The sequence below is a fragment of the Tenacibaculum pacificus genome, from assembly GCF_027941775.1.
Lineage (GTDB): Bacteria > Bacteroidota > Bacteroidia > Flavobacteriales > Flavobacteriaceae > Polaribacter > Polaribacter pacificus_A.
Genome location: NZ_CP115917.1, coordinates 1,965,001 through 1,978,431, shown reverse-complemented (window position 1 = coordinate 1,978,431; position 13,431 = coordinate 1,965,001). Strand labels below are relative to the sequence as shown.

The following is a 13,431-nucleotide window of genomic DNA, read 5'->3' as shown; positions in this document are numbered from 1 at the left end:
TTTATTATTTACTATAAACACAGCATCTTATTTTTTACTTTTTTTATTATGGATGATTTTTTTGACAGTGAAACATTTTCGAAAATTGATTTTTCAAAAACAAAAATTAAAAAAGGGGAGTATGATAGTTGTACTTTTTCGAATTGTAATTTTGAAAATACTCATCTTTCGAATATTCAGTTTTTAGAATGTGAATTTATCGATTGCAATTTTAGTAATACTATTGTAACAAACACCGCTTTTAAAGAAGTCTCTTTTATAAAATGTAAAATGATAGGTGTTAAATTTAATGAATGTAATCCGTTTTTATTACAATTTCGTTTTACTGATTGTCAATTGACTTTTTCATCTTTTTATCAACTAAAAATACCAAAAACATTATTTGTAAACTGTAATTTAGAAGAAGTTGATTTTACAGAAGCAACTCTTACTAATGCAATTTTTGATACTTGCGATTTAAAAAAAGCCATATTTGAGGATACAATCTTAGAAAAATCAGATTTTAAAACGGCTTTTAATTTCTCAATAAATCCTGAAAATAATAAGCTAAAAGGAGCAAAATTTTCAAAAGAAAATGTAATCGGCTTATTACATAAATACAATATTTTTGTTGAGGTTTAGTAGCTATTTTATTATGATTTTTTAGTGTAATTTTTAATCTTTAAATTTATAACTTCCTTTACGTTTTTACATATTAAAACGATTGTATCTTTGTTAAAAAAATGTAGCTATACTAATGACAAAATCAATAGAAAGTAAATTAAATAAAATACCTATAATTAATTTATTGGTTGTTTTTTTTAAGAACATTAAAATTCCAGGATTACAAGGAATGTCTTTGTATGATTTGTTTGAAATGTACGTCATCGGTATTGTAAAAGGTGCATTAACAACAAGAGCTGGAGGAATTGCTTTTAGTTTTTTTATGGCTGTTTTTCCGTTTATGCTTTTTATATTATCATTGATACCGTATATTCCTATTGATGGTTTTCAAGAAAATCTCTTCGGATTAATTCAAGAAATGTTACCGCCTAAAACTTTTGATGCCGTAGATATGGTGCTAAAAGATATTATAAATAATCAATATGGAGGTTTATTATCTTTCGGTTTTTTGGCTTCTATTTTTTTAATGACAAATGGTGTAAATGCTATTTTTGGCGGATTTGAATATTCATATCATGTAAAAGAAATGAGAAGTGTTTTTAAAGCATATTTTATTTCATTAGGAGTTTCATTATTGATGTCATTTTTCTTGATTATAACGGTTGTATTAATTATTTTATATCAAGTTGCTTTAGCTAGAATAGACCAAAAAGGTTGGTTTCATCCTGATGATTTAGATTTATTTTATTGGGGGAGAGGCTTGTTCTTTTTAATCATGATTTTTACGATTGTTTCCTTATTATTTCGTTTTGGTACTACTCAAGGTAAGGAAATTAAATTCTTTTCGCCAGGTGCAATATTAACAACTGTCTTATCGCTTCTTTCATTTTATGCTTTCGGAATTTATGTAGTAAAGTTTTCAACATATAACCAGTTATACGGTTCGATAGGAGCTTTATTAATTCTGATGTTATTTGTGTGGATAAATGCTATCATTTTATTATTAGGTTTTGAATTAAATGCTTCTATTTATCGATTAAAACGTATCAATAAAACTTCGTAATCTAGCTATAAATTCAGATATTTGCCTGCTAATTGGGTTTTTGAATTATTTATCAAAAATGAAATCCAATCAAAAGTAAAACTCATAAATAATCAATTATATTTTATCATTAATTATGAAACCATCAATTCCAAAAGGAACAAGAGATTTTTCGTCAACAGAAGTTGCAAAAAGAAATTATATATTTAATACCATAAAACATTCGTTCGAAAACTTCGGATTTCAACCTATTGAAACACCAAGTTTTGAAAATTCATCAACCTTAATGGGTAAATATGGTGAAGAAGGAGATAGATTAATCTTTAAAATTTTAAATTCTGGAGATTATTTTAAAGATATAAGGAAGAAAGTATCTAATCAAGGTGAAATAACTCATATTTTTCATAATGTATTCAATGTATTTGAAAAACTTATTGATAATGGAACTAAAATTGATTCAGTAGAATATGGAGTTATAGATTATGTTAATAATTATGGAGGAATAAATGATTCAACTAAAAATGTTTTATTAGATGTTTTTAATAATAAAACAGAAGAAATTTCAACATATTTTAAAGATTATAGTGTTAAAGATGAATTTACTAATAGTTTTAATAAATCTCAAAATTTTAAAATAAATTTATTAAATGAGGTTTTAAAAGAGTATCTAGTAGCACTTAAAATTTTAGATTCAAAATCAAATACTGCTCAAATTTCAGAAAAAGCTTTACGTTACGATTTAACCGTACCGTTTGCACGTTACGTGGTACAGCATCAAAATGATATTACTTTTCCTTTTAAAAGATATCAAATCCAACCTGTTTGGAGAGCTGACCGTCCGCAAAAAGGTCGTTTCAGAGAATTTTATCAATGTGATGCCGATGTTGTAGGAAGTAAATCTTTATTACAAGAAGTTGAATTTATTCAATTATATGATACTGTTTTTAGTAAATTAGGCTTAAACGGTGCGACTATCAAAATAAATAATCGTAAAATATTATCTGGAATTGCTGAAGTTATTGGTGCAAAAGATAAATTAATCGATTTTACAGTAGCGTTAGATAAATTAGATAAAATAGGAAAAGACGGTGTTGTAAAAGAAATGCTTGAAAAAGGAATTTCAGAAGATGCTATTGAAAAAGTAGCACCGTTATTTAGTTTTTCAGGAAGTAATCAAGATAAATTAATTTCATTAGATAACATGTTACAAGCCTCTGAAGAAGGTTTAGCAGGTGTGCAAGAATTACGTACCGTTGTTGATATGATTGAAGCAATTGGTTTATCATCAGCAAGTTTAGAGTTAGATGTAACTTTAGCACGTGGATTAAATTATTATACAGGTGCAATTTATGAAGTTTCTGCACCAAAAGAAGTGAAAATGGGTTCTATCGGTGGTGGAGGTCGTTACGACGATTTAACTGGAATCTTCGGATTAAAAGATGTTTCAGGAGTAGGAATTTCTTTCGGATTAGATAGAATTTACTTAGTTATGGAAGAATTAAACTTGTTTGAAGCAGTTGAATTACCAAAACCAAGAGTATTATTTTTAAATTTTAATGAAGCTCAGAATTTATCAAAAATAAAAGCGATTAAAAACTTAAGAGAAAATAATATAAAATCAGAATTATATCCTGATGTTGCCGTGAGTAATAAACAAGAAAAGAAACAATGGAAATATGTTGGTAGCAGAGGCATAGAGTTTGTTGTTACTGATGTTGAGAACGAGGTGTTTGTCTTAAAAAATATGATAAATGGAGAGCAAACTACTTGTTCTTTAGATGAATTGAAAAAAATAATACAGTAAATTAATTACAATGTTGTAAATTTGCGCCCTAATAAAAGAAAGAAATGTCTGAAGTGAACAGCAATAAAATAAATGAAGAAAGAATAGATGATATAGGTGATAATCATGTAGGTACCTCGGCAAAAAATCCTTTAAGAGATGATGCTTTTGATTTATCTGATGAAGAAAAAATAGCTAAAATTCAAGAAAGCGTTAAAGATATTCTTGAAACGTTAGGTATGGATTTAACAGATGATAGTATGCAAGGAACACCAAAACGTGTTGCTAAATCATTTGTTAACGAAATTTTTATGGGATTGAATCCTGCAAATATGCCAAAAGCGTCAACTTTCGAAAATAATTATAATTATGGCGAAATGTTGGTCGAAAAGAATATCGTTGTGTATTCTACTTGCGAGCATCATTTATTGCCTATTATAGGACGTGCACATGTAGCTTATATTTCAGGAGGAAGAGTTATTGGTTTGTCTAAAATGAATCGTCTTGTCGAATATTTTTCTAAAAGACCACAAGTACAAGAGCGTTTAACGATGCAAATAGTACAAGCAATGCAAGAAGCTTTAGGAACTGAAGATGTAGCTTGTGTTATTGATGCAAAGCATTTATGTGTAAATTCAAGAGGAATAAAAGATATTGAAAGCTCAACAGTTACTGCTGAATTTGGTGGTAAATTTAAAGAGAAAAATACAAAACGTGAATTTTTAGATTATTTAAAAATGAACACTGATTTTAATTAATCAAAAAAAATATATTTTTTTAATTAAAAAACTCTCAACATTTAAGTTGAGAGTTTTTTGTTTTTTAAATAGTCGTTAATTAAAATAGGGTACCTGGCTCTTCAGGTCCTGGACTTTGAGCTTGTGCCTTTTGAGGGTTAAGAATTAAATAAGTACCTAATGCTGTTAAAGTAGCATACTTTCCGTAATTCCCTATTTTTTTTAAAGCATCTTTTCTAGAGATGTCTTCACTATTATTTTTAGTTTGTTTTTTCAACGGTGCTGTGTTTTAGTTTAAAATAACTTTCTTAGTGATTTTACCTAAACTAGAACTTAATTGAATAATATAAATTCCTTCTGATGTTTTAGGTAGTGTAATTACACTAACTCCATTTGATTTAAACTGTGTTGTAAATACTTTTTTACCTAATATAGAAAATACATTTAATGATGCATTATCAGTTTGTAAACCGCTAATTGTAATGCTATTCTTTTCAGATTTATAAATGCTTACATTTTGTAAATCTTCTTGAACAGGAGCATCGTTTAAGTTTTGAGAAGTAGTATGAATATAAAACTGCCCAGTACCTTTAGCTGCATTTTCTAAAACAACTTTATGATTTGTTTCAGAAATATCAGTAAATGTATTAGAAACTCTGTCTTCTAAATATACTTTAATATCCGAAGGGAAATTTTGAGTATTTACAGAGAATGTAATTTGTTTACCAGCTTCAGCAGTTACTCCAACAGGAACAACCATTGTTTCTAAATCAGAGTTTGGTAACGATTGTATTGCTAACTTATTACCTTTATTATCAGTAATTAATTCTGTAAATACTTCTAAACTAGCTTTACTGTCTGTAAATCCTTTAGAATCGTATCCGTTATCAAAACCAGTAGTTTTATCAGCAATATAAAAAACTTTTGTTGATTTTTTACTAGTTTCGTTTTCTACGAATAATTCAAAAGATGTTTTAGGAGCTGCTCTCATAAAAGTATCTGATTGATGACTTTGGTTTGATGTAGCAAAAGTAACATCAGCATTAGAATTTGCATCAACAAAAAATGCTTGTCCTGGTGCAATTTCGATAGAGCTTGTAGCATTATATGTTACATATTCTGCTCCATTCCATAACCAAATAGTTTCTTCAGAAAGTAAACTAGTGTTTGTTGTTAAGAAATTACCTGCATCTACATACGCAGTAAACGGGTTACCAATTAAATTCAAATTAGTTCTTGTTCCTGTAGTAATTGGATAATCAATATTTGCTGTATTTGCTGTTCCTGTAATAGAAAGCTCATCAGAAGCTGATAATTTAATTGATAATCCAAGCCCTGAAGGTAATGCACCTGTTTTAGTTAATTGTGCATACATCCAAGGAGCACCAGTAACATTTGAATACTCTCCAATTCCTATATTAGTATCAGATCCTGTAGCAAAAGGATGATTAGCAATGATATCTTCATATGTTCCTCCAGAAATAGGAGCTGCAATTAAGTGCCAGTTTGTGTCAGGAATATTTCTTTTATAAGTAACAGGACCTGTTACAGTACTTTGAGGTATAAAAGAAGCACCAGAATTAATAGTTAACGAATTAAACGTTACTGCTGAACTAGCAGTAGGGTAATTTGTTAAACCAGCAGGAATTGTAATAATACTTGTAGCTGTTGGTACTGTACTTGTATTCCAGTTACTAGCTGTATTCCAGTCGTTATCGGTAGTTCCAGTCCAAGTAATACTTTCAGCATCAGGAGTTGAAGTTATTGCTAAGTTATCAATCCATATTCTAGTTCCGTACCCTGAGATATTTTTAAACTTTACTAATACATTAGATTCACCATCGTATGCAGTTAAGTCGATATTCTCTTTTCTCCAGTGTTCTGGTAATGTAGGAATCCAGTTATTTGGTTCTGTTATTTCTGGGGTTGTAGGATCGTCTAAAACTTCAACAGTTTGTAATTCGTTTTGATCTTTGTTATATGCTTCAGTCCATGTAGCACCACAATTTGTTGAAATTAAAATAATTAAGTTATCAGGGCTAATAAGAGTAGGGTCATCTGATCTATTATATTTAGTGTATGCAATATCAAATTCCATTTTTTTATCTCCAGTAACTGAAAAATCAAATGGTTTTAATATCAATTCATCTACTTTATCAGTAGGACTATCTGCATTGTTTATTACTAAACAAGAAGAATCTCCATTACCAGCATCACTTCTTTTTTCCCAAAGAATTTCATCATTATCAGGGTTTATAATTTCCCAATCAGCAATAGGGAATGCACCTTCAAAATCTTCAATATATGGTAAAGAATTACTTCCTTTTACAGTAATAAATCCTGTTTTTGTCGTAGTAGTTCCTGTACCAAATCCATTAGTAGCTGTTAATGTTACTTGATAAACACCAGCTTGGTTGTAAGTAATTGTTGGGTTTTGACCTGTTGAAGTTTCAGGGATTCCGCCTTCAAAACTCCAGTCCCAAGATGTAGGTATTCCTGTAGATGTATCTGTAAATTGAATTGTACTTCCTAAACAAACACCTGTATTTTGTTTTTCAAAATTTGAAGTAGGAGTCTCTTGACTGTCTGTTGTTATAGTTACGTTATCAATCCAAATACGTGTACCGTAACCTGATTCATTAACAAATTTAACCAATACATTAGGTTCTCCTTGATAATCAGTAAGTATAACTCTTTCTTTTCTCCAGTGTTCTGGTAAAGTAGGAATCCAATCATTAGCCTCGTTATTATCTACTGTTAAAGGATCATCTAAAACTTCTACAGTTTCTAATACAGTATGTGTTTTTTCATATAAAGTAGCCCAAGTTGTACCACAATCTTTTGAAACTAATACTTTTAATTTATCAGGACTTGCGTCATCATATTTAGTGTATGCAACATCAAAGTAAAAATCAGTAGCACCAACAGATAAATCTAAAGAAGGTAACATTATCTCATCTAATTCACCTACGGTCGAATTATCTGCATTATTCATAATCATACAAAAATTATCTCCATTTCCTGCATTAGCTTGTTCAAACTCTAAACCACCATCAAAGTTATTAATTGTCCAATCTGTAGGAGGAAATACTCCTGAGAAATCTTCAGTAAATGATTGTGATTGAGGTGTTTTTAAAACTACAAAAGCTGTTTTACTAACAGTAGTACTTCCATAGATGTTTGTAGCTGTTAAAGTTACATCATATGAACCTGGTCCATTATAGTCAACAACTGGATTTTGATCAGTAGAAGTAGCAGGTATTCCTCCTGGAAATGACCAAGACCAAGAAGTTGGAGTTGCATTTGATGTATCAAAAAATGCTACTTGTTCACTTGTACATAACGAATTTCTTGTTTTTGTGTAAAACGCAGTTTCAGGAGCAATATTATTCTTTAAAGATATTGCAACATTGTCAATCCAAACTCTAGTTCCGTATCCAGATATGTTTTTAAATCTAAAAGTTAAATTAGATGTTCCGTCATAAGCACTTAAGTCTATAATTTCTTTTCTCCAATGTGATTCTTCATTAGGAATCCAATCGTTTGGAGATAATGCAGATATAGTAGTTTCTAATTCTAAATGACTTTTTGAATATACTTCATTCCAAGTTGTTCCACAATCTGTAGAAACTTCTACTTTTAGCATATCAGGACTGTCAGCATCAAACTTAACGTAAGCTACATCAAAATACATTTGTGCTTTTGTAGCACTAGAGAAATCATAAAAAGGTAATCTTAAATAATCTTCTTCACCAGTAACAGCATTATCTGCATTATTCATTATAATACGTGAAGAATCTCCATTACCAACATCAGTACGTTTTTCCCAAGTTAATGTTCCATCAGGATTTGTAATAGACCACCCTTTAGCAGGGAAAGTTCCAGAAAAATCTTCAGAACTATCAGTTGTGGTATATTGATCAACATCAATATAATCTAATGCTTCAGTTGTATTTGTTCCTGATGTATTTGTTACTTGTAGAGTTACTTTATATTTTCCTGGGTTAGCGTAAGTAACTGTAGGGTTTATATCTGTAGATGTAGCAGGTGTACCTCCTTCAAAAGTCCATATTCTAGAATCTGTTAAACCAGTAGATATATCTTTAAAAATAACACTTTTAGTACTACAAATAGCTGTTTCATTACTCTTAAATATAGCTGTAGGAGTACGAGGAGTTATACCTGTTGCTATTAAGTTATTCGGTTGCCAAAGCGCACTTCTTGGGTATGGAGCTACACTAGTATCTTCTAACCACATGTTCATTACAGCAACTTGATCTACTGTAAACATGTTTTGACAAGAAGTATTGTAATCCATGTGATTTTCTAAGTTTGGATATACTCCTGGTACATTCAGGACATCTCTTGTACATCCTTCCGAACCTAATGTAGGAGGAGTATCATCGATACCGTCATTATCAACAGTCCAAGTTCCTGCATCTTTATCACTACCATTAAAAGTGTGTTTTAAACCAAAATAGTGACCAAACTCATGTGACATTACTTTTTCAAAACCATTATTACTACCAGAAGGATTGTCAGGACAAGCATCACCTCTACCTACATATCTCCAGTTGTATACAACTCTTGGAAATGCTTCTTGTACAGGTAAAAAAGCATGTCCAGAAGCAAAGTTTCCTTGTTCTGCACCATTAGGAGCTGCTACAATAAATACTTGTAAATAATATTTACCATTTTTACCCCACCACCATTGGTCTCCTGTAATTTTTGCATCATAACCATCATTAACAAGGTCACTATCTGCTTGCCAGTTCATTCCAGGGAACTCTAATAGGTTTCCATCAGGATCTTCTTTAGCTAAAATAAATTCAACATTATCCATTTTACTTTTTACAGCATCAAATCTTGGGTCTGTTGTGTTGTATCCTGGGAATTCACCACGGAAATCTTTATTAACAACTTCCATTACGTCGTTAATTCTACACTGCATTTGATTTCTTGTTACAGAACCTCCATTATTTAATATATGGAATACTACAGGGATTTTATAATTTATTAAGGCAGTTTTCTTGCCAAATTGTTTTTGAGCCTTCATTTTAGCCATTGACTGCCTAAATCTTGCTTCATCTTTTTCAGACAATTTTGTTCCGCATCCATTTGTTTTTGTTTGACCGATAGCAGTCAAAGCAAATAGGATTAAGGTAAAAGTTGATAAGTAATTTTTTAAATTCAATGATATTTTTTAATTTTATTAAAAGGTTAAAAAGAGAAAAAAAGGTGTTTTAATTAGTAAATAGTACTTTTATGCAAAGTATTTAGTTTTAAGCAGAAATTTAACATTTAAACCAACGAATGATAGTCTTATTAATATAAATACTGTAATTTCAATTAATTTAAATGTTAAATTTCTGCTAATCTAATTTTTTTTATTTAAAAAACATAGTATTTCATCTTTTTTTATACGGTAATCCGTAAAATTAACTAGTTTGTTAACAGGGTTCTAGTTTTTACTGAAACAGCAAACTTTAAATTAATCGTTTTTTAAGGTTTTTACATATTTTTTTATTTAAAATAGTTGTAAAGCTGATAACAAATTAGTAACATTTTCTTAATTAAAAAAAATAACTGTTTATAATGAATTTGAAAAAAATGGAGTTACATTTGTGTCTAAATAAACGTTGTTTACACTAAAGTAAATAACATATAATTTTTTATTATGAATAGAGGTACCGTAAAATTCTTCAATGAGTCAAAAGGATTTGGATTTATTACAGAAGAAGGATCAAACAAAGAACATTTTGTACATGTTTCAGGATTAATCGACGAAATTCGTGAGAATGACCAGGTTGAATTCGAATTACAAGAAGGGAAAAAAGGATTAAACGCTGTTGACGTAAGAGTATTATAATATATTATTACCATAGTAGACTTTTTTAAAAAATCCTTATCAATAAATTGATAAGGATTTTTTTTAGTTAATTATTGAAAAATTAATTATCAGAAGCAATTTCCCGCTTTCCGCACTCGCTTTTTTTGTTTTTTCGAAAAGAAAAACAAAAAAGAGCTCAAACAAATGCTTCAATCGGGGCTAGGCATTCGTACAAAATTATTATAATTCCTTATTTTATTGATTATTTAGAGTTTTTTAAAAACAAGATTCCCGTCATGTTGAATTTATTTCAGCATCGCATAAAGCGAAGAACTACGGCAAATCAGGATTTCAAAAAAAAAATAAACCAGCTGTAAACCGAATAAAACAGTTGTTTTAAATTCAAATAATTAAAAAGAACAAAAAAATATTTAAATTAAGGTATTGAAAAACAATTAATTAAAAAATACTTTGAAAATAAATAAAAAAACATGCTTGCTGTTCCAACAAAAGGGCGTAAATTTGCAACCGCTAACGGAAAAACGCAAGTTTAAAAGTTAACAAGGTTCATTAAAATATCGTTAAGTATCACATTAATAAAATGTAAAAAATAAGTTAAGTTTAGCTTGTTTGTAACAAATAAAAGAATGTATATTTGCAACCGCTTTCAGAAAGCGTAACGATTAAAGAAATTTGGAAATGACAATAATATGTCAGTTAGTTCGATTCTAACGTTTCTACAAAAAATGATAAGCGTAAAAACTTATCTCTGGTTTTTTTAAAAAACTAGGTTCATTGAAAATATTGAAATTGACAGCGTAAATAAGAGTAGAATAACCACGTTCTATTAATTTAGAACAAATTCTTTTGAAACTTATTCATTAATATTATTTAAAATATACAATGAAGAGTTTGATCCTGGCTCAGGATGAACGCTAGCGGCAGGCTTAACACATGCAAGTCGAGGGGTAACAGGTAGCTTGCTATGCTGACGACCGGCGAACGGGTGCGTAACGCGTATAGAATCTGCCTTGTACAGGAGGATAGCCTTTAGAAATGAAGATTAACACTCCATAATGTGTAGAAGAGGCATCTCTTTTGCATTAAACATTTATGGGTACAAGATGACTATGCGTCCTATTAGCTAGATGGTAAGGTAATGGCTTACCATGGCAACGATAGGTAGGGGGTCTGAGAGGATTATCCCCCACACTGGTACTGAGACACGGACCAGACTCCTACGGGAGGCAGCAGTGAGGAATATTGGTCAATGGAGGCAACTCTGAACCAGCCATGCCGCGTGCAGGATGACTGCCCTATGGGTTGTAAACTGCTTTTATACAGGAAGAAACCGATCTACGTGTAGATCCTTGACGGTACTGTAAGAATAAGGACCGGCTAACTCCGTGCCAGCAGCCGCGGTAATACGGAGGGTCCGAGCGTTATCCGGAATCATTGGGTTTAAAGGGTCCGCAGGCGGTCAATTAAGTCAGAGGTGAAATCCCATCGCTCAACGATGGAACTGCCTTTGATACTGATTGACTTGAGTTATATGGAAGTAGATAGAATAAGTAGTGTAGCGGTGAAATGCATAGATATTACTTAGAATACCGATTGCGAAGGCAGTCTACTACGTATATACTGACGCTGAGGGACGAAAGCGTGGGGAGCGAACAGGATTAGATACCCTGGTAGTCCACGCCGTAAACGATGGATACTAGTTGTTGGACTTCGGTTCAGTGACTAAGCGAAAGTGATAAGTATCCCACCTGGGGAGTACGGTCGCAAGACTGAAACTCAAAGGAATTGACGGGGGCCCGCACAAGCGGTGGAGCACGTGGTTTAATTCGATGATACGCGAGGAACCTTACCAGGGCTTAAATGTGGTCTGACAGCTTTAGAGATAGAGTTTTCTTCGGACAGATCACAAGGTGCTGCATGGTTGTCGTCAGCTCGTGCCGTGAGGTGTCAGGTTAAGTCCTATAACGAGCGCAACCCCTATTTTTAGTTGCTAACAGGTTAAGCTGAGGACTCTAGAGAGACTGCCGGTGCAAACCGTGAGGAAGGTGGGGATGACGTCAAATCATCACGGCCCTTACGTCCTGGGCTACACACGTGCTACAATGGTATGGACAATGAGCAGCCACTGGGCGACCAGGAGCGAATCTATAAACCATATCACAGTTCGGATCGGAGTCTGCAACTCGACTCCGTGAAGCTGGAATCGCTAGTAATCGGATATCAGCCATGATCCGGTGAATACGTTCCCGGGCCTTGTACACACCGCCCGTCAAGCCATGGAAGCTGGGGGTGCCTGAAGTTCGTTACCGCAAGGAGCGACCTAGGGTAAAACTGGTAACTAGGGCTAAGTCGTAACAAGGTAGCCGTACCGGAAGGTGCGGCTGGAACACCTCCTTTCTAGAGAAAGATGGTGAGTTACAAAAGGGAAATTTTACTCTTTGCTGTTAATTTTAAAAAACACTAATAACAAGCTATTATAGTCTCATAGCTCAGCTGGTTAGAGCGCTACACTGATAATGTAGAGGTCGGCAGTTCGAGTCTGCCTGAGACTACAAAAAGCAAGTTATTAGAAAGGAAATTCTGGAAACTAGAGGGTTCTAAATTCGTAATTCTGAATTCATAATTCTGAATTTCAAATGGGGGATTAGCTCAGTTGGCTAGAGCGCTTGCCTTGCACGCAAGAGGTCATCGGTTCGACTCCGATATTCTCCACAACGGCATAAAGTTGTTCACAAAAAGTTTAAATACTTGTCAGTGGCGACTCGCCACAAGTTCATTGACATATTGGTAAATGATATCGTAAAGAAATCAAGATAGAGAAGTTAATCTTCGGATTAACAACAATATTTTTATAAAAATAAATAATTATAAAGAGCTCGTTCTAAACATTTATGTTTAGAGCAAAAAGTACAATAAGCTAAATAAGGGCGTATGGCGGATGCCTAGGCTTTCAGAGGCGATGAAGGACGCGATAAGCTGCGATAAGCTACGGGGAGGGGCACATACCTTATAATCCGTAGATTTCCGAATGGGGCAACCCGGTATGTTGAAGACATATCACCCGCAAGGGGGCAAACCCGGTGAACTGAAACATCTAAGTAACCGGAGGAAGAGAAAACAATAGTGATTCCGTTAGTAGTGGCGAGCGAACGCGGATTAGCCCAAACCAATACTGTTACGGCAGTGTTGGGGTTGTAGGGCTGCGACATTAGAATCTAAGAGAACTAGAATTGTCTGGAAAGACAAACCAAAGATAGTGATAGTCTAGTATAGGTAATCGAAGAAGATATAGCAGTACCCTGAGTAGTGCGGGACACGAGTAATCCTGTATGAATCCACCGGGACCATCCGGTAAGGCTAAATACTCCTGAAAGACCGATAGTGAACTAGTACCGTGAGGGAAAGGTGAAAAGAA

Annotated in this window: 7 protein-coding genes, 2 tRNA genes and 2 rRNA genes (1 of these 11 only partly in view); 9 read left to right on the top strand and 2 right to left on the bottom strand. The window is 32.6% G+C overall.

Annotated elements, in window-relative coordinates; all coding sequences use genetic code 11:
• Window positions 1–48: 48 nt before the first annotated feature.
• The 4 genes from PG913_RS08960 (at window position 49) to folE (ending at window position 4,186) form a co-directional block, all read left to right on the top strand.
• Complete coding sequence (locus PG913_RS08960) at window positions 49–621, top strand: pentapeptide repeat-containing protein (RefSeq protein WP_271230417.1); 573 nt, start codon at window positions 49–51, stop codon at window positions 619–621.
• Between the two features lie 115 nt (window positions 622–736).
• Window positions 737–1,666 carry a YihY/virulence factor BrkB family protein gene (locus tag PG913_RS08955; RefSeq protein WP_271230416.1) on the top strand — a complete coding sequence of 310 codons (930 nt, stop codon included), beginning with the start codon at window positions 737–739 and terminating at the stop codon, window positions 1,664–1,666.
• Between the two features lie 115 nt (window positions 1,667–1,781).
• Window positions 1,782–3,449 carry a histidine--tRNA ligase gene (hisS, locus tag PG913_RS08950; RefSeq protein ID WP_271230415.1) on the top strand — a complete coding sequence of 556 codons (1,668 nt, stop codon included), beginning with the start codon at window positions 1,782–1,784 and terminating at the stop codon, window positions 3,447–3,449.
• A gap of 44 nt (window positions 3,450–3,493) precedes the next feature.
• Window positions 3,494–4,186: a GTP cyclohydrolase I FolE gene (gene folE, locus PG913_RS08945; protein WP_271230414.1), complete on the top strand. Its 693-nt coding sequence runs from the start codon at window positions 3,494–3,496 to the stop codon at window positions 4,184–4,186.
• 79 nt (window positions 4,187–4,265) lie between these two features.
• Here folE and PG913_RS08940 read toward each other — a convergent pair whose 3' ends face one another.
• Both PG913_RS08940 and PG913_RS08935 read right to left on the bottom strand, forming a co-directional pair.
• Window positions 4,266–4,442: a hypothetical protein gene (locus tag PG913_RS08940; RefSeq protein WP_271230413.1), complete on the bottom strand. Its 177-nt coding sequence runs from the start codon at window positions 4,440–4,442 to the stop codon at window positions 4,266–4,268.
• A 12-nt stretch (window positions 4,443–4,454) separates the two neighbouring features.
• Window positions 4,455–9,359 carry a PKD domain-containing protein gene (locus PG913_RS08935; protein ID WP_271230412.1) on the bottom strand — a complete coding sequence of 1,635 codons (4,905 nt, stop codon included), beginning with the start codon at window positions 9,357–9,359 and terminating at the stop codon, window positions 4,455–4,457.
• Window positions 9,360–9,842: 483 nt separating this feature from the next.
• On the opposite strand from PG913_RS08935, the gene PG913_RS08930 reads away from it, so the two are divergent.
• From PG913_RS08930 to PG913_RS08910, 5 genes are all read left to right on the top strand, one after another.
• Complete coding sequence (locus PG913_RS08930; RefSeq protein WP_271230411.1) at window positions 9,843–10,034, top strand: cold-shock protein; 192 nt, start codon at window positions 9,843–9,845, stop codon at window positions 10,032–10,034.
• Between the two features lie 861 nt (window positions 10,035–10,895).
• A 16S ribosomal RNA gene (locus PG913_RS08925) occupies window positions 10,896–12,413 on the top strand.
• An 81-nt stretch (window positions 12,414–12,494) separates the two neighbouring features.
• Window positions 12,495–12,568: transfer RNA gene (locus PG913_RS08920), tRNA-Ile, on the top strand.
• An 86-nt stretch (window positions 12,569–12,654) separates the two neighbouring features.
• A tRNA-Ala gene (locus PG913_RS08915) sits at window positions 12,655–12,728 on the top strand.
• Window positions 12,729–12,926: 198 nt separating this feature from the next.
• Window positions 12,927–13,431, top strand: a 23S ribosomal RNA gene (locus PG913_RS08910) (it continues 2,371 nt past the right edge of the window).
• Together the 16S and 23S rRNA genes with 2 tRNA genes alongside form the textbook arrangement of a ribosomal RNA operon.

Excerpts from the sequence above, each read along its gene's own strand:
- PG913_RS08960 (WP_271230417.1), top strand. The coding sequence starts at position 49 with ATGGATGATTTTTTTGACAGTGAAACATTTTCGAAAATTGATTTTTCA.
- PG913_RS08955 (WP_271230416.1), top strand. The coding sequence starts at position 737 with ATGACAAAATCAATAGAAAGTAAATTAAATAAAATACCTATAATTAAT.
- hisS (WP_271230415.1), top strand. The coding sequence starts at position 1,782 with ATGAAACCATCAATTCCAAAAGGAACAAGAGATTTTTCGTCAACAGAA.
- folE (WP_271230414.1), top strand. The coding sequence starts at position 3,494 with ATGTCTGAAGTGAACAGCAATAAAATAAATGAAGAAAGAATAGATGAT.
- PG913_RS08930 (WP_271230411.1), top strand. The coding sequence starts at position 9,843 with ATGAATAGAGGTACCGTAAAATTCTTCAATGAGTCAAAAGGATTTGGA.